Raw genomic sequence first — 15941 nt, 5'->3', positions numbered from 1 at the left:
GAATGAGACACAACCCTAACATTAGTGGCTGGATGAGTATTGAGCGGCAGGATAAGTGACGGACGGGATGCTGAATGAGTGACTGGATGAGCAGCGGGATAAGCGATGGATGGGGTGCTGAATGTGGCTGGATGAGTATTGGATGAGCGGTAGGATAAGTAACGGACGGGGTGCTGAATGAGTGGCTGGATGAGCGGCGAGATAAGTGGCAGATGGGGTGCTGAGTGAGCGACTTGATGAGTGCCGGAAGAGCGCCGGACAAGTGACGGGAACTGCTTGCACAGTGACGGACATTTCTGTCCTTTAGGAGGCTGTTTTTATGGGAATTCAAATTCTAAAAGACATTTATGTCCGTCAAAATGGATTATTGCCGTCTATACGCTCCTTTTAAGCTTGTAAAGGACAACGGTGACCGTTACTTGGAGAAATGACATCCAATTGGTGTTCTAGCGGTCATAAGTGTCCGGCAAATGAGATAAAGCAATCTAAACGGGGGGGTGCACAGCATACGCACAGCGAAACGTAAAACCAAAGGACTCTTCGAAACGCACAGTGAAGCGCACAGAAAAACTCATCGCAAAGCCACAACAAAGCGCACAACAAAGCGCACAACAAAGCGCACAACAAAAGGAGCTTGCGGACCCGACCGCAAGCTCCTTGCTTTGAATATTGGTTTGATCCTGCAAAAATTAATTGTTGTTGCAATAGGTTTGTACCTGTAAAATGGTTTGTCTTGCAAAAAGGTTAATCCTTCAAAAAAACTTGTTTTGAAAAAAACTCAGTTTAAAAAAAGACAAACGATTGAATAATGGTTCAATTAATTATTTGGCAGCGATCGCTTTATCTGCGTTGACGGCAATGTTGTAGACGTACATGTCAGTGCCGTCCCCAATGTAGTAATTATGCACGCGGTTGTTGACCGGAACCACCTTTGCTCTGTAAAGGGTCGGGAATACCGGAACCTCCTGAACCATCAGCTCCTGCCATTCCTTATACACTTTAAGACGGTATTCCTTGTCGAAAGCTTTTTCGGAGAGTCCTTCTGCCAGCAAGCGGTCGTTTTCATCGCTCGCATAGCGGGAGAAGTTGTAGATTGCTTCGCGTCCGTACAGTCCTGCGGGATCGACGTCAATGCCTACTCCCCAAGCAGCCTGATAGACATCGACGGACGGGTCATCCTCGCCCGTATCGCCAACACGGTTATAGAAAGCGTTGAATTCAATCATTTCCAGCTGTACATTCAGGCCGATTTCCTTCCATGCCTGCACGTAGTAGCGGGACAGCGGCTCAGCGATTTCCGAGCCGGTCATGGAGATGAAGGTGATCGTAAGCTCGCTTCCGTCAGGCTTGGTGCGGAAATCGCCATTCAGCTTGTATCCGGCATCGTCCAGCAGCTTTTTGGCTGCCTCAGGATCATAGGTGATGCCGGGATTGGAGGCATCGTGATACTCCGGGTGGGATGGAGGAATGAGCGTTGTGGCATTCCAGCGCAGCCCATTGTAGAATTGCTTGCCCACCGCATCATTGTCCACGGCCATCCACATTGCTTTACGCAGGTTGACGTCGCTCATCTTGGCATCCGGATTAGGCTTGACCTTATTGGCTGCCGCATCCCATGTTCCCAGCTTAAAGCCGATATACGTATAGGCGCGGTCAACGGCGCCAAGCCATTCTACGTTGGACAAACCTGCGTTGTCCGGGAACTGATCGACGGGGAAGGAGCCGACTATATCGACGCCGCCTGTTTTGATTTCCTGAACAACGTTGGAGGGATTAACGACCCGCAGGACTACCTTGTCAAGCTTTGGCTCGCCGCGCCAATAATCCGGATTTTTGACAAACACGACGGATTCGCCCGGTACGATGCTTTCTACCTTGAACGGCCCGATGCCTACCGGCTTTTGGCGAACTGCCGCCGAAGCAGACATTTCCTTAACGGGGATGTCCTTGAAAATATGCTTGGCCAGCGGATAGCTCCATATGCCGCCCGTAATAAGCGACGGGTTGGATTCGATGTATGTAATTCGCAGCTGCTTGTCGCTCAAAACCTCGATTCCCGAAATTTTATCCGCCTTGCCGTCATGGTATTCCGCCATGCCTTGAACATTAATCATGCCGCCGTCATAACGGGGGCCGTCGTAATCGGGATGGCCGATGACTTCATGCGCGAATTCCCAATCCTCGGCAGTAAGAGGAGTTCCATCCTGCCAGTTTACATTATCCCGAATCGTAAAGGTGAAGGTTCGTCCGTCCTCCGATACCTCGTAGGTGGCAGCGCCGTCATTGGTGTATACATAGCTCGCATCCCAGGTCAGCAAAGGCTCGTCGAACCAGCCAAGCACCTCGACGTCGGGCTGGCCGCTGTAGAAGTTAAAATTAAGCGTCCCGGCAAACGGAGTGTCTGATACGAGACCGTAATTAAGCGTGCCCCCTGCAATAGCTTCCCCTTCATTGGTTTTGATATTGTTGAAATCGCTGACGTTGAACAAGCCGTCATCATTGCTTTCCGGAGCCGCTGCTGACGCAGACGGGGACGGTGATGAATCGGTCGTGCCTGTTGGAGAAGCGGATGGCTCGCTCCCCCCTTTGTTGGAGCAAGCGGAAAGAACAACAATAACAGCAAGCATGACAGGAAGCACAAGCTTAGTGAAGCGGTGGTTGAGCATGAAGCGTTTCCTCCTTTATCCTCTTCTTTGTCTTGCGTCGGCGGCGCGTTTCAGCGCTTGGCCTACATTATTTATACTCAACATCAGCACCAGAATCAGTGAGGATGCAGGTAACCAGATCCAGGGTCTGCTTTCCAGCGTTTGCGCGTTGCGGGCATAGCTGACGAGTGTTCCAAGGCTTGGCGTATCCTCGGGGAAACCGAAGCCAAGAAAGCTTAACCCGGATTCCAGGCCGATATTGGCAGCCAGATTCAAGGTCATGGACACGATAATGATTGAGCTGAGATTGGGCAGGACATGCTTGAAAATAATGCCGGCATGCGAGGTGCCCACGGTCCGCGAAGCCTTGATATAATCCAGCTCCCGTTCCTGAAGGGCTTTGGAGCGTATGAGTCTGGCAATACCCATCCAGAGAAACGCCGTCATGATGAGGGTAAAGGAATAGATGCTATATTTGGGAACAACGGCGATAAAGGCAATAACAATCATAAGAAACGGCAGGATGAGGAAAAAATCAACCACTCTCATAAAAAAATTGTCGATCATGCCGCCAAAATAGCCCGAAATGACGCCAATTGAAATGCCGATGATTCCAGTAAGCATAGTGACGAGAAACGCGATCGTTAATGAATTTCGGGTTCCAATGATCAACTGGCCAAAAATGTCTCTTCCGCCGTAATCAGTCCCCAGCCAATGCTCGGCCGAAGGCGCCTTGTTAAGCGCAAATAAATCAACCCTGACAATTTGCTCCTGATCCAGCACAAGCGACGTGATATAAACAAAGGCAGTGACAATGACAATAAAAACCAAGGAAACAAGCGCAATTTTGTCTCGCACAATTTCTCGCCACAAAATTGTCAGGCTGGATGGGCTTCTGGCCGCAAAAGCTTCGTTTTGCAACAATGGAATATCATTTGGCGGTGGATGAATCAAGGGCGCAGCCTCCTTTCCAAAATGGTTTATTTGATTCGGATACGCGGATCGATCAGGCCAAGTATCAAATCGGACACAAGCGCTCCTAAAATAGAAGCAATGCCATAGAGCAGAATAATAGTAATCATCACGCTGAAATCCCGCAGCAGAATGGAGCTGAAGAACAGCTCGCCCATGCCGGGGTAACTGAAGATGCTTTCAATAAAGATCGTTCCGCCAATGAGCCCCGTCAGCTCGTACCCGAAAAAAGCGGCAATCGGCAGCAAGGCATTTCGCAAAATATGACGGTTATAGATGCGCGATTCGGAAGCGCCCTTGGCGCGAGCCGTATGTATAAAATCTCTGTGCTTGATGTCGATGATTTCGCTGCGCAGCAGCTGAACGGTCGTAACGGTCGTAATAAGCGCCATGGAGGTTGCGGGCAGAAGCAAATGATACATTTTGCTGATGACAAAAGCCAGCGTGCCCGGCTCAAGTCCCGGCGTCACACTTCCGCTCGTCGGAAACCAGCCTATCTTGAAGCCGAACAGCCATAGCATAAGCAGGGCAAAAATAAACAGCGGCGCAGCAAAGCCCAAATAGGTATAACCCGTAATCAGCCTGTCGCTTAATGTATCGTTGTAACGGCCGCTTGTAATGCCAAGCGGAATAGCGATCAGATATGTCAGGATCAAGGTAGCCAATGACAGCCAGACGGTATTGGAGATTCGTTCCCCAATGAGATCAAGCACCGGCATTTTGAAGCGGAAGGACTGGCCAAAATCGCCCTGAATCGCTTTGGTGATCCAATCCCAATACTGAATATGCCAGGGATTGTTTAATCCAAGCTTTTCGCGCTGCGATTCAATAACGGCGGGATCCACGCTAGGGTCCAGCAGACCGGTCAATGCGTCTCCCGGCATTTGCTTGGCCAGTAAAAATACAAGAATGCTGAGCAAAATAATTTGCGGAACCATAATGCCGAAGCGTCTCGTAATCGTTTTTCCCATCAGCGGCCTCCCGTTCCTTGCGCGGCCGCGTAATGCGTCCCGGCAATATGCTGAAGAGGATAAGCCAATCCTTCTTGATCAAAATAACGATGGTAGGACGTCTGGAATTCCTCCGCTATCGCTTCACGCTCACGAGCGCGTTTCTCTCGTTCCGCCGGCTCCTTCACGGGAATGGCGGACAACAGCCGTTTGGTGTAAATATGCTGGGGATTGCTGAACAGCTCGTCGGACGAACCTTGCTCGACGTATCTGCCCCGGTACATAATGCCGATCTGGTCGCACATATGCTTGATAATGCCGAGATCATGACTGATGAACAAATAAGACAGATTTAATTCCTTTTGAATGTCCTTCATAAAATTAAGCACCTGCGCCTGAACGGATAAATCCAGCGCGGACACGGGTTCGTCGGCAATAATGAGCTTGGGCTTCAGCGCTATGGCTCTGGCAATGCCGATTCGCTGACGCTGGCCGCCGGAAAATTCATGCGGATATTTATAGATGCTGTCTGCACTGATGCCGACCTGGGCCAGCAGCTGCTGAACCTTCGCAAGCTCTTTCTTTGGAGACAGCCGTTCGAAATTACGAAGAGGCTCGGCAACAATATCCAATACTCGTTTTTTGGGATTAAGAGAAGAATAGGGATCTTGAAAAATCATGCCGATATTGCGGTCGAAGGTTATTTTTCCCCTGCGCCGTTCCATGGTCAGGTCCCGCCCGTTAAACGTGATGTTGCCCGAGGTGAGGGGGTTCAGGCCGATGATGGCTCTGCCCGTCGTTGTTTTTCCGGAGCCGGATTCGCCCACGAGACCATACGTTTGTCCTTCTTCTATGCAAAAGCTGATGCCGTCGACGGCCTTAAACGGCTTTTTTTTGCGCGACAGCAAGCCGGAGCGTCCATAAAAATGAACCTTGAGGTCTTTAATATCAAGAAGCGCCATTCTGGATATCCTCCTCTCCGGGAAACCAGAAGTTCTGATAACAGGTGCATCTGACAAAATGGCCGGGCGACAGCTCGTGCATCTGCGGATTTTCCTCATGAGAGCTTTCCCCGATCCAGGGAATGCGGAAACGGAAGCGGCAGCCTTGCCGCGGCAGGTGCTTCAAGGACGGGACGACGCCTTGTATGGAATAGAGCTTTGTTTTTGGTGTGTCTGCCGATGGAATTGAACGAAGAAGCGAACGGGTGTAGGGATGTCTGGGGTCTGACAATAACGTATGGATATCGGCAATTTCTACAATTTGTCCTCCGTACATGACGGCAACGCGGTCGGCCATTTCCGCAACGACTCCAATATCATGCGTAATGAGGATAATGCCCGCTCCGATATCGTCCTTCAGCTTCCTGATCAGATCCAGAATTTGAAGCTGAATCGTTGCGTCCAGCGCCGTTGTTGGCTCGTCCGCAATCAATAGCTTGGGTTCGTTGGCAATTGCAATGGAAATAACAATTCTTTGCCTCATGCCGCCCGATAATTCATGTGGGTAGCTGCTTGCGATAACGTCTGGCTGCAAAATGCCAACCGAGTTGAGCAGCTCGATCACCTTGCGTTTCCGCTCTTTTTTTGACATGTTAGGTTGATGGAGGATAAGCGCCTCTTGTATTTGATCTCCGACGGTCATTAGCGGATTAAGTGCGGACAACGGGTCCTGAAAAATCATGCCGATATGCTTTCCGCGCAGCTTGTTTAACTCATTGGGGCCCAATGAATTGAGATTATAGCCTTCAAAGGCGATGCTCCCTTCGCTTTTGGCCCGGGCATGCAAACCCATGATAGAAAAGGCAAGCGCGCTTTTTCCCGAGCCTGACTCTCCAACAATGGCAACCACCTCATTAGGCTTTACGCTTAGCGAAACTTCGTCCACTGCTGCGTAATAGTGATCTTCAATCTTGAAGGATGTCGTTAAATGCTGGATAGTTAAGAGCTCATTTTGCAATGGAATCCCTCCTTGATTATGGGCAGAGCAAAAAGAACAGCTGATGTAATGGGAGCATTCATGAGGACTGCACTGCTGTAAAGCGTTATTAAATTAATATTCTAAACTTTCAGAATAATCAGAATATACATGGTGTATGTAGCTGCAGTGAATGGGTTGATTGAGGTTTTATAGTGTGGGATGAATTTGTTAAGTAGTTTAACATACAAAAGATGGGAAAGAAATGGTTTTCGTAAAAAATTTGAAAAAATAGTTAATGAGAGGGGAAACCGCTGGAGGGAATGATTAATTTCAAGCCGCTTTACGGTAAATATGTTAAGATAATGTGAATGAGAGCTAGTGCGGATGAAGGAGAATGAAAGGGGCCGTCAAGCGTGGAAAGAGTAGAAAAAGGTGGGCATGCAGCTTCTTCTTATTTGATTCATAACGGTTTCATTGTGTTGGAGGAAGCCGTAGTTAAAGGCGCCCTTGTTGTGCAAGGAAGCCGCATAGCTGCTGTGCTGGAGCGAGAAGAGGATGAAAGGCCATGGCGTTTCTCTCATCCCGATGCAGCGGTTATTGATGCAGAAGGCGGCTATATTTTGCCCGGCTTGATCGACATTCATTGCGACGCTATCGAGAAGGAAGTACAGCCAAGACCGGGAACGCTGTTTCCTCTGGAGCTGGCTTTGCTGGAGTTTGAACGGAAGCTGCCGGTGCATGGCATCACGACCATGTATCATTCTTTGTCGCTTGGCGTCGGGCTTAGCTTGCGAGGCGATCATTTGCTGACCGGCATGGTGGACCTTATTCATCAGTACAATAAAGAGCGGGCAATGATTCGCAATCGGATTCATCTGCGCTTTGAGGTCTCGTATCATGCCGGATTGCCCATTGTTGAACAATATGTGGAGGATGGACGTATTCATTATTTGTCCTTTATGGATCATTCCCCGGGCCAGGGGCAATATCATGCGCCGGGTTCGTTCCAGCGTTATGTCATGAAAAATCAGGGGATTACGCTGGATGAGGTAGCCCCCATCGTAGACGAGCTGATGGAGCGCAGGGCGCAAATCGACTGGAGCAGATTAGCCGGGCTTGGCAAGGCCGCGGCGCTGAAGGGCATTCCCGTTGCTTCTCATGACGATGATTCCCCGGAGCGGGTGCATGCGATGGAAGCCTGCGGTATGACGGTTAGCGAATTTCCGATCAATATGGAAACTGCGCGTTTTGCGGCGGAGAGAGGAATCCAGGTATGCGTCGGCGCTCCCAATGTTGTGCGGGGAGGATCGCATGACAACAATTTGAACGCCGAAGATGCCGTGAAGGCCGGGGCGGCAAGCCTGCTGTGCTCGGACTATCATCCCTCATCGCTGCTAGCTTCTGTGTTCAAGCTGGCCGGAACGGATGGCTCCCGCTTGCCGGAAGCCGTAAAGATGGCTGCCCTGAATCCGGCTATAGCAATGGGTACGGACCGCGACTTTGGCTCCATAAAACCCGGCAAAGCGGCGGATATTATCGTGGTCCATTTTTACCGCGGACTGCCATGGGTAAGCCGTACCATCGTTGACGGACGCTGCGTCTACAGCGCCCAAACAAGAAATATATAGAAGTAGAACAATGGAAGCATGCTTCAAGGCTTGTCCGAATACTCTGAGTGGCAGGAACGAATATTCGTTCCATTAGGTAACTTTTGCGCAGGCTTGCCGTGACAAGTTAAGAAAAACGGACGAGGCACGGGGAGGAAAGGCGGCGCAAAATGGCCTTGAGCAAGTTTTCAGGCGCGCCCTGGCCAGAGCAGCTAGAGAAAGATAACAGGAGGCTTTAATATGTTAGCGACAGATCATTTTATTTCATCCTTGCTTGGCCAATACGATTGGCTGCTGAGGATTCTTGTAGCTTCGTTTCTTGGTTTTATGATCGGCCTGAACCGGACGCACAAGCATAAGCCCGCAGGTGTAAAAACGTATATGTACGTAACAGCGGCTTCTGCACTTATTACGATTGTATCCATCCAAAGCGTAACGCTGTACGCCGGGATGAGGGAGCATACGATGATGGACCCGATGCGGCTTGCGGCGCAAATTGTGACCGGCCTGGGCTTTATCGGCGCCGGCGTCATTCTCAAAAACGGGGTCAAGGTTGTTGGATTAACCTCGGCGGCCATGATTTTTTTCTCCGGAGGCATCGGCATCGGAATTGGAGCGGGCTTTTATACGCTGATTGTGTTTGCTCTTATCGTTACTTCCATTTTTGTCAGAATAGGTGAATGGATTGAAAAACGGGGCGAAAAAAGAGGCGGCAGAGATAGAGACAAACGCGAGGAAGAAAGCGAGGTCAGCGAGGCGGAGTAGGCTGATGGTCGGTATGACGGCAACGAGTCTAGCGGCAGGCGGCTTGCAGCAGGTTGCTGTTGTCTCTTCCTTGCTTAATGCGTTTATTTTGCAAAACGGGCAAAACAGCTCCTGGGAGGAGTTCAGTTTTGCCCGTTTTTTCTAGTACGTGCCTGAAAGGCTGCGCAAGATGACCTTGAGCGGGTTTTCAGACATCTCCTAGCCTTGCTTGTTATGGAGATGCTGGTATAGCGTATCGACCATGTGGTTGTGGTCGGTATCGCCGGTTTCCTTCCAGATCATTTCAAACAAGACGCCAAGCCCCGGAAGAGCCCGTTCATCATGTCCGACTGAGCCTTCAATGACCTCATTTAGCTGCTCGCGGGAATTATTTTGTACGCGATTTAAAATGGCTTGGCGAAGATCGATGTTTTCCAACCGGATTACCTCCTGTTGTGTTCATGCTTGCTCCTTTATGATGTCCCTGCGGATTGAATTTATTCGGTGCGAGATGGCTGTGGTATAATGGGAATATTGGATATAGGTGATTTGATATTGGTTATTGGATATAGGCGGTTGGCCGGGAAAGGGTTATGGATAAAATGACAAATCATTTACATATTGCTTCACAAAGCAATGACCGGGTTAAAGGCTGGGCTGGCCTTCTGGAAAAAAAACAGCGGGATCAGCGCGGAGAATACCTCATTGAAGGCATTCATCTGGTGATGGAGGCTATTTTGTGCAATGCGGATATTTCCGTTATTGTTTATGACGCGGATAAGGGTGTTCCTCGCGAGCTTCAGTCAGAGCCTTACGCGTCAGCCGCAGCTTCCCAAGAGTGGATTTCCGCATCGCGCGCTGTCATGAGCAAATGCAGCGATACGGATACCCCGCCGCCGGTGTTTGCGGTCGTTCGCAAGCCGAAACCGGAGCTTTCTGCCCTGTTTCGGCCGCATTGTCTGGTCATCGGTCTTGACGGATTAAGCGATCCCGGCAATGTAGGGACGATCATCCGCAGCGCGGATGCCGTTGGCGCCGATGCTGTTATTTTAGGCAAAGGCACAGTGGATTTATACAATCCCAAAACGGTGAGGTCGAGCATGGGGTCGATCTTCCACCTGCCTATAATCGAAGGCGATTTGGCAGAGCTTATCCCGCAAGGCAAGGAGCGTGGAATTGTAATGGCGGGCACAAGCCTTCAAGCGGCAAAAAACGTATACGATTGCGATTGGAAACGATCCGTTTGGCTCATTATGGGCAATGAGTCCCGCGGCCTTTCAACGCAAACGGAAGCCGCTTTGGACGAAGCGGTCATTATCCCCATGCCGGGACAAGCGGAGTCGCTGAACGTAGCGATGGCCAGCACCATTATGCTGTACGAGGCTTTGCGGCAGCGGAAATTTTATACCTAAAGTCGAGAATAGATGAGAAGAGGAAAGGTGAGCTGAGATGATCAAAGAGGTTAAATTGGACTTAAGTCGCATCGTTTTTATTGGGAGGACATTTGATGAATATTTGTCCATGTTTAACTTAACAAAAACGGAATTGAAGGGACAGTCCATTCTGGATTGCCCCGCGGGGGCATGTTCGTTCACGGCGTTCGCGAATCAGCATGGTGCCGATGTAACTGCAACTGATATAGCTTATTTTTATGACTTTGAGGAGCTTCAGAAAAAAGGCATTCAAGATTTGGAGCATGCCATGACCAGCATGGAAAGTGTCCAAACGAACTACGTATGGGATTATTTCAAATCAGTTGAAGAATTAAAAAAACATAGGTACCAGGCATTAGCTGATTGTTCAAATGATATGAAAAAACACCCCGGGCGATATATTGCATCGACACTGCCTTCGCTCCCATTCGAGAATAAGCAATTTGACATGACATTGTCTGCACATCTTTTGTTTATGTATTCGGATAGGCTTGATTTCGATTTTCACATGAAGTCGATTCAGGAGTTAATTCGAGTAACCAAAAAGGAAATTCGAATTTTTCCTTTAACCACCCTTTCAGGAAACAGGTATCATAGATTGGATGAGATACTCTCCTTTTTACACCAGCAGGGTTGTGTCACTGAGGAGATATCGGTGGGATACGAGTTTCAAAAGGGAGCAAACAGCATGTTGAAGATAGCATTTTAGGCGTGTTTGCAAACGCGCCCTGGTATAAAAAATAGGTTGGAAAGATTAAAGGACAGAAATAAAAGGAGAAATAGAATGAAATCAAAAGCCTATTTGTCTGGATTGCTGCTGCTGGTTATTACTATTTTAACGGCGTGTACTTCGGGATCAGCATTAAATAATTCGGTAAAAAAACAAATCGTGGAGCATATCAAAACCGTTGAAGAGAGTGAATATGACCTTATATATTTTAACAAATCCTATACGCAATATCATAAAGCTATAAATGAAATGGTAAGCGAGCAATATTGGGCATCTACCGGCGATGATATCGTATTTGGCTATGACAATGAAACCTATACCAAGGATGCTTTGACCACTATGCCTCAGGAGGAGTATGACAGGCACAAGGAGCGTATGCTTAATGTCATTCGCCAGATGGGAATGGACAAGCTTGATACAACCGTTCGTATATCGGAAGTGTATGAAGGAAAAGAGTCCAGCCAAGCCAATGTATACACACTTGAAATCAAAGAATTAAAGGGTGAACCGTTTACTGCAATGACAAAAAAATATGCCTTGGAGAAGCGCAGCGAGAATTGGCTTATTACCAAAGTGGAGCAAGACAAGCTTTCATTTGGAAATGATCTGACGGCTGAAGAAGTCGAAAAGGAAATTAAAAATCTTGATTATCAGGTCCATGAGGGCAAGGCTATTGATTATCCAACTGTAATCGTGTTGAGTGGAGTAGGGAAATAATAAAGCAGGAATGCAAGCACTTTAAAGGCCGTCAGAGAGGAAAAAACTCTGGCGGTTTTATTTTTGTTGACTCTGGACTTACCCGAGGCATTAAGATAAGAATTGTTCATGAACAAAGGAAATCAATGAATAAATTAACGAATAAATCAACGAATAAATCAACGAATAAATCAACGGAGGAGAAAATGTACACAAATGTACACAATAGGCGAATTGTCGAAGGTTGTGAAGGTTTCGGTTGATGCTTTGCGTTACTATGATGAAATCGGTCTGTTGAAACCGCATCACGTAGATCCATCCAGCCGATACCGTTATTATTCCAGCGATCAGGTGAATGAAATGATTTTTATTATGGAGCTGAAGCGCTACGGTTTTAGCCTGGACGCCATAAGAGAATTGCTGGATTGCCGTGACTGTAATCGGCTTCGCGATATTTATCAGACGAAGATGCAGCAGTTGCTTGCTGAACGCAATCAATTGGAGGACAGTATTCAGTTGCTCCAAAAGCAGATGAATAGATGGGGAGATGGGAATGTTATGGAGAAACAGAGCGTTCTTATTATTGACGATGTGGCCTTTATGAGACAAATATTGCAAGAGATTTTGGAGAAGCACGGGTTCAAAGTGGTGGGAGTTGCAGCAGATGGCGAAGCAGGAGTAAGTATGTACAACATATTAAAGCCGGAGCTTGTTGTTTTGGACATTGGTATGCCCGGAATAGACGGCATTGAGGTTTTGCGAAGAATTCGCCAATGTGAAGGAGAAGCTGACACAACGCGTATAGTGATGTGTTCTGCCAAGGCAACAGCTTCAATGATAGCGTCTTGTTTGAAAGAAGGGGCCGATGATTTTGTTGCTAAGCCTTTTCAGGCAGAATATCTGATAGATGCCTTAAACAGCAAACACAAAAGACAATACATACCTTCTGCAATTGTGACTTTGCTGGAGGGCGCAACGGCGGCCGAAGAGGAGGAAACCTTGCCTCAAGAATCAATAAATGAGCTGCTGAACCTCTGTACGAAGCACCATTAAAATGATGGCGTAGCATTCCAAACGTTTTGAATCGCTGATTCAACACAGTATGGTATGCTGCATGTAATAATGGCATTGGATTGGGAGGCGGCACATGCAGGGCGGCAATAAAATGAAAGAGGATCGTCATCAAGGCCTTGATGCTATGGCCTTTAAGCTGAGAGCGATATCGGGCAGCGAGTCCGGAAACAGAGAATGGAGTCTGCGCATGCAATTTTTGAGCTGTCATGCGCTGCTGTTTACGTCTTCCGGGCAAGGGTGGATTACTGTAGATGGAAAATTTGAAGAGGTATCACCCGGCGGCATATACGTTGGTTTTCCCTGCCAATATGTTGAAGCATTTATCCATACTCATGATGAACAGGGATTATATTGGATATTATTTGATGTCCTTGAGGAAACGGAAGGTGACGCTATTGAAAATCAAAGCCTCCAAACAAAGAGCCTTTTCCCGTCAAAATCAGAGATTTTCCCTAAATCGCCAGTGTCTGTTTTGCAATTATGTAAAGCTATCGAAAAGCAATGGACTTCGGGCAGCAGCTTGAAGCGCTTTGGTGCTCAGGCTCGTTTTCAGGAGCTGCTATATATTCTTTTGGAGCAGGATGCTTTAACAGGTGTTAGTGAAAGAGAGAGCAATAGCGATGAGTCGTTGGAGCTTGTGAGGTTTTATATCGAGAAAAATTACGGAAGCAGAATAACGATTGACGATTTGGCGGGCGAGGCCAAAATGAGTCCACGCCATTTCATGAGGCTTTTCAAAAAGCGTCATGGCTGCAGCGCTATGGAATACCTTACGATTCACCGTATCAAACAGGCGCAAATGCTGATGCTGCAAGGAGGAAAAGCCTCGCTGAAGGACATTGCCCGTCATGTGGGATATCAGGATGATATGTATTTCAGACGTAAGTTCAGGGAAATTTCAGGGATTCCCCCGGCAGCTTTTATGCGCAACTGCAGGCAAAAAATTGTGGCTTATCATTCATCGGCAATTGGAGCGCTGCTTGCTCTTAAGGCCATTCCTTTTGCAGCGCCGGAAAATCATCCGTGGACGGATTATTACCGCCGAAAATACGAAAGGGACAATGTATTGCCGCTAAATACGGATGAATCCTCCAGATTGGAGCAGCTTCGTCTTGCCAAGCCGGATTGGATCGTTTTGGATGAAGGCCGGATATCTGGAGATGAGAAAGGACGTCTTGAGGAAATTGGCTCTCTTTGCGCTATCCCGCAGGAGCTGAGGGATTGGCGAAGCTGCTTGAGGTATGTGGCGTTTGCCCTGAACAAAGTGGAGGAAGCAGAGGCATGGCTTGACCAATACGATAAAAAAGCGGCTTTTATCAGAAGACAAATGGCGGGTACGCTTGGGAAGGAAAAGGTATTAGTTATTGAGGTATCCGGGCAAAGGCTAAAAATAGCCGGTTTACGGAGCATGGCTTCGGTTTTTTATGAGGATCTTGGGCTTGCTATGCCTGACGGAATGATTCTAAAGGAGCTGGGGGAGGAGGTTTCAATCACACAACTGCAGGAGATGGATATTGACCGCTTATTTATTGCTATGGATGGCGGACGTCAGTTGGAAGGCTTGCGTCAAGGGGGGATGCAAAGCGAGAGTTGGCGAAGCATTCCCGCTGTTCAGAACGGTTGCGTTGATTTGTTTCCGTGGAGTCCGTTTAATGAATACACGGCCTTTTCCCATGAGCTTGTTTTGAATGAGGTGTTGAGGTTATGGCAGAATCGTACATAAAAAGATGTCCGAATCGTCAATAGGATTGCTGCTCAAAATCTTTTATACTTCTCCTAAATGACAATGATAATTACTCTTAATTACACATTGTTGGCCATTACCTATATACGGGAGGACAATAAAAGAATGAAACGGAATTGGATTGCGGCAATTATGCTTGGCATCATCTTGACCCTGATTACAGCTTGTGGAAGCGGCGGTAATGCGCAGGAGCCTTCACCATCTTCATCCGCTTCGCCGGGCGAGGCGGCTTCTCAATCAGCGGAGAACGGGCAAGACAATGAAAACGAGGCAGCACAAGAGAGAACGGTAGCTAGCGAAAAAGGAGACATTATCATTCCGGCCAATCCAAAACGGGTAATCGGTTTGTCGGTTGTCTATCCCGAGTTTTTGTACGCACTCGGCATTACACCTGTAGCGGTTCAAAACTATCATGATGATTTTCCAGCCTATCTGGCGGGGCCTTTTAAAGATACGATCAAAATGGGCATTGCTAAAACACCGGATTTTGAAGCGGTATTGGCTGCGGACCCCGATGTTATTTTGGCTCCGGCCTGGTGGTCGGAAAAGGATTATGATCAGCTGAAACAAATCGCTCCAACCGTGCTGCTGCCTTCTCGCGAGGATTGGAAGGACGAGTTGAAGGATATCGCCGCCGTATTCGGAAAGGAAGCGGAGGCCGAGAAGGTAATCGCCGATTTAAAAGCAAAGGAAGAGGAAGCGGCGAAAAAGCTGGATGAGCTTGTTGGCGACGAAACGGTTCTGTACATGAGGATTATGGCTAAAGAAATCGTTCTTCACGGGGAAAACCTGTCCAGAGGCAGTCTTGTACACAAGCAGCTAGGCTTAAAGCCACTGGAAAATTTCCCGCAGTCCGAAACAGCCTTGTCGATTTCGCTGGAGGTGCTCCCGGAGTATAACGCTGATCATCTCATTGTGCAGCTGGACGACGAGAACAATGAAGCAATCAAAGAACACTTTAATGAAATGCTGAACAGCGCCCTTTGGAAAAGCATGAAGGCCGTGCAAAAGGATCAGATCTATATGGTTGGAGGCAAGGAATGGTTTAATGTGGGGATGGCTCCGCTTGCGGACAGCTACGCGATTGACGCTATTGTGAAGGCTTTTAGCGAAAAGCTTCAATAAAGGCTGATTGAAAGCTGAAATAAAAGCAGAAATAAAATTAGAAAAAGCAGATATAAAAGCGGATATAAAGCACATTAAAGTAAAGTTGGACTAAGACAGATGTAGCAGCTGAGCGAGACCTTATAGAAATGAAGCGCGAGCGGGGAAGTGGTTTGGTTTGTACGAAAAATCGTATAAAGCAGGCGAAATCGTGAGGGCGAGAGGCTGGTTTGTACGAAAAATCGTTACTACTTAGGTGCTCTACTAAGTGAATTTTTGGAACAAACAGGAACTAAGGGCCTCGATGCCGAATGAGTCATTT

At 47.9% G+C, this 15941-nt stretch carries 15 protein-coding genes; 9 read left to right on the top strand and 6 right to left on the bottom strand.

All coding sequences use genetic code 11. From position 1 onward, the window contains the following. Positions 1-821: 821 nt before the first annotated feature. From A7K91_RS00575 to A7K91_RS00555, 5 genes are read right to left on the bottom strand one after another with little or no spacing between them, the layout of a single operon-like run. Positions 822-2666, bottom strand: coding sequence for an oligopeptide ABC transporter substrate-binding protein (locus A7K91_RS00575; protein WP_068678614.1), 1845 nt, complete (start codon positions 2664-2666; stop codon positions 822-824). A gap of 15 nt (positions 2667-2681) precedes the next feature. Beyond that, positions 2682-3596 carry an ABC transporter permease gene (locus A7K91_RS00570; protein ID WP_245697130.1) on the bottom strand — a complete coding sequence of 305 codons (915 nt, stop codon included), beginning with the start codon at positions 3594-3596 and terminating at the stop codon, positions 2682-2684. A 29-nt stretch (positions 3597-3625) separates the two neighbouring features. Then, positions 3626-4588 carry an oligopeptide ABC transporter permease gene (gene opp4B, locus A7K91_RS00565; protein WP_068678612.1) on the bottom strand — a complete coding sequence of 321 codons (963 nt, stop codon included), beginning with the start codon at positions 4586-4588 and terminating at the stop codon, positions 3626-3628. Next, positions 4588-5529, bottom strand: coding sequence for an ATP-binding cassette domain-containing protein (locus tag A7K91_RS00560; RefSeq protein WP_068678610.1), 942 nt, complete (start codon positions 5527-5529; stop codon positions 4588-4590). Before A7K91_RS00560 ends, opp4B begins: the two co-directional genes overlap by 1 nt. Further along, positions 5516-6526, bottom strand: coding sequence for an ABC transporter ATP-binding protein (locus A7K91_RS00555; RefSeq protein ID WP_068678608.1), 1011 nt, complete (start codon positions 6524-6526; stop codon positions 5516-5518). Before A7K91_RS00555 ends, A7K91_RS00560 begins: the two co-directional genes overlap by 14 nt. A gap of 374 nt (positions 6527-6900) precedes the next feature. Between A7K91_RS00555 and A7K91_RS00550 the strand changes: the two genes are divergently transcribed. The 3 genes from A7K91_RS00550 (at position 6901) to A7K91_RS26305 (ending at position 9004) form a co-directional block, all read left to right on the top strand. Continuing rightward, the gene (locus A7K91_RS00550; protein ID WP_245697129.1) at positions 6901-8115 is read left to right on the top strand and encodes an alpha-D-ribose 1-methylphosphonate 5-triphosphate diphosphatase; all 1215 of its coding nucleotides are present in this window, start codon (positions 6901-6903) and stop codon (positions 8113-8115) included. Between the two features lie 219 nt (positions 8116-8334). Further along, complete coding sequence (locus A7K91_RS00545) at positions 8335-8859, top strand: MgtC/SapB family protein (protein WP_068678606.1); 525 nt, start codon at positions 8335-8337, stop codon at positions 8857-8859. Between the two features lie 4 nt (positions 8860-8863). Beyond that, entirely contained in the window at positions 8864-9004 is a 141-nt protein-coding gene (locus tag A7K91_RS26305) for a hypothetical protein (RefSeq protein ID WP_156739212.1), read from the top strand. 53 nt (positions 9005-9057) lie between these two features. On the opposite strand, the gene sspI is transcribed toward A7K91_RS26305, so the two are convergent. After that, a complete protein-coding gene (gene sspI / locus A7K91_RS00540; RefSeq protein ID WP_068678604.1) occupies positions 9058-9276 on the bottom strand; it encodes a small acid-soluble spore protein SspI in 219 nt (72 codons plus the stop codon). 164 nt (positions 9277-9440) lie between these two features. Here sspI and A7K91_RS00535 point away from each other — a divergent pair, with 164 nt between their 5' ends. From A7K91_RS00535 to A7K91_RS00510, 6 genes are all read left to right on the top strand, one after another. Next, on the top strand, positions 9441-10250 hold the full coding sequence (locus A7K91_RS00535) for a TrmH family RNA methyltransferase (RefSeq protein ID WP_068678636.1): 810 nt from the start codon (positions 9441-9443) through the stop codon (positions 10248-10250). 37 nt (positions 10251-10287) lie between these two features. After that, entirely contained in the window at positions 10288-10980 is a 693-nt protein-coding gene (locus A7K91_RS00530; protein ID WP_068678602.1) for an SAM-dependent methyltransferase, read from the top strand. 75 nt (positions 10981-11055) lie between these two features. Beyond that, entirely contained in the window at positions 11056-11718 is a 663-nt protein-coding gene (locus A7K91_RS00525; RefSeq protein ID WP_068678599.1) for a hypothetical protein, read from the top strand. A gap of 195 nt (positions 11719-11913) precedes the next feature. Then, positions 11914-12750 (top strand): response regulator, encoded by an 837-nt coding sequence (locus A7K91_RS00520; RefSeq protein ID WP_068678597.1) that lies wholly within the window; start codon positions 11914-11916, stop codon positions 12748-12750. A 94-nt stretch (positions 12751-12844) separates the two neighbouring features. Then, a complete protein-coding gene (locus A7K91_RS00515; RefSeq protein ID WP_068678595.1) occupies positions 12845-14494 on the top strand; it encodes a helix-turn-helix domain-containing protein in 1650 nt (549 codons plus the stop codon). 126 nt (positions 14495-14620) lie between these two features. Further along, a complete protein-coding gene (locus A7K91_RS00510) occupies positions 14621-15640 on the top strand; it encodes an ABC transporter substrate-binding protein (RefSeq protein WP_068678593.1) in 1020 nt (339 codons plus the stop codon). The last annotated feature ends 301 nt before the right edge of the window (positions 15641-15941 follow it).

The organism is Paenibacillus oryzae (genome assembly GCF_001675045.1).
In the GTDB taxonomy this organism is placed as follows: domain Bacteria; phylum Bacillota; class Bacilli; order Paenibacillales; family Paenibacillaceae; genus Pristimantibacillus; species Pristimantibacillus oryzae.
This window is presented reverse-complemented; position numbering and strand designations above follow the sequence as displayed.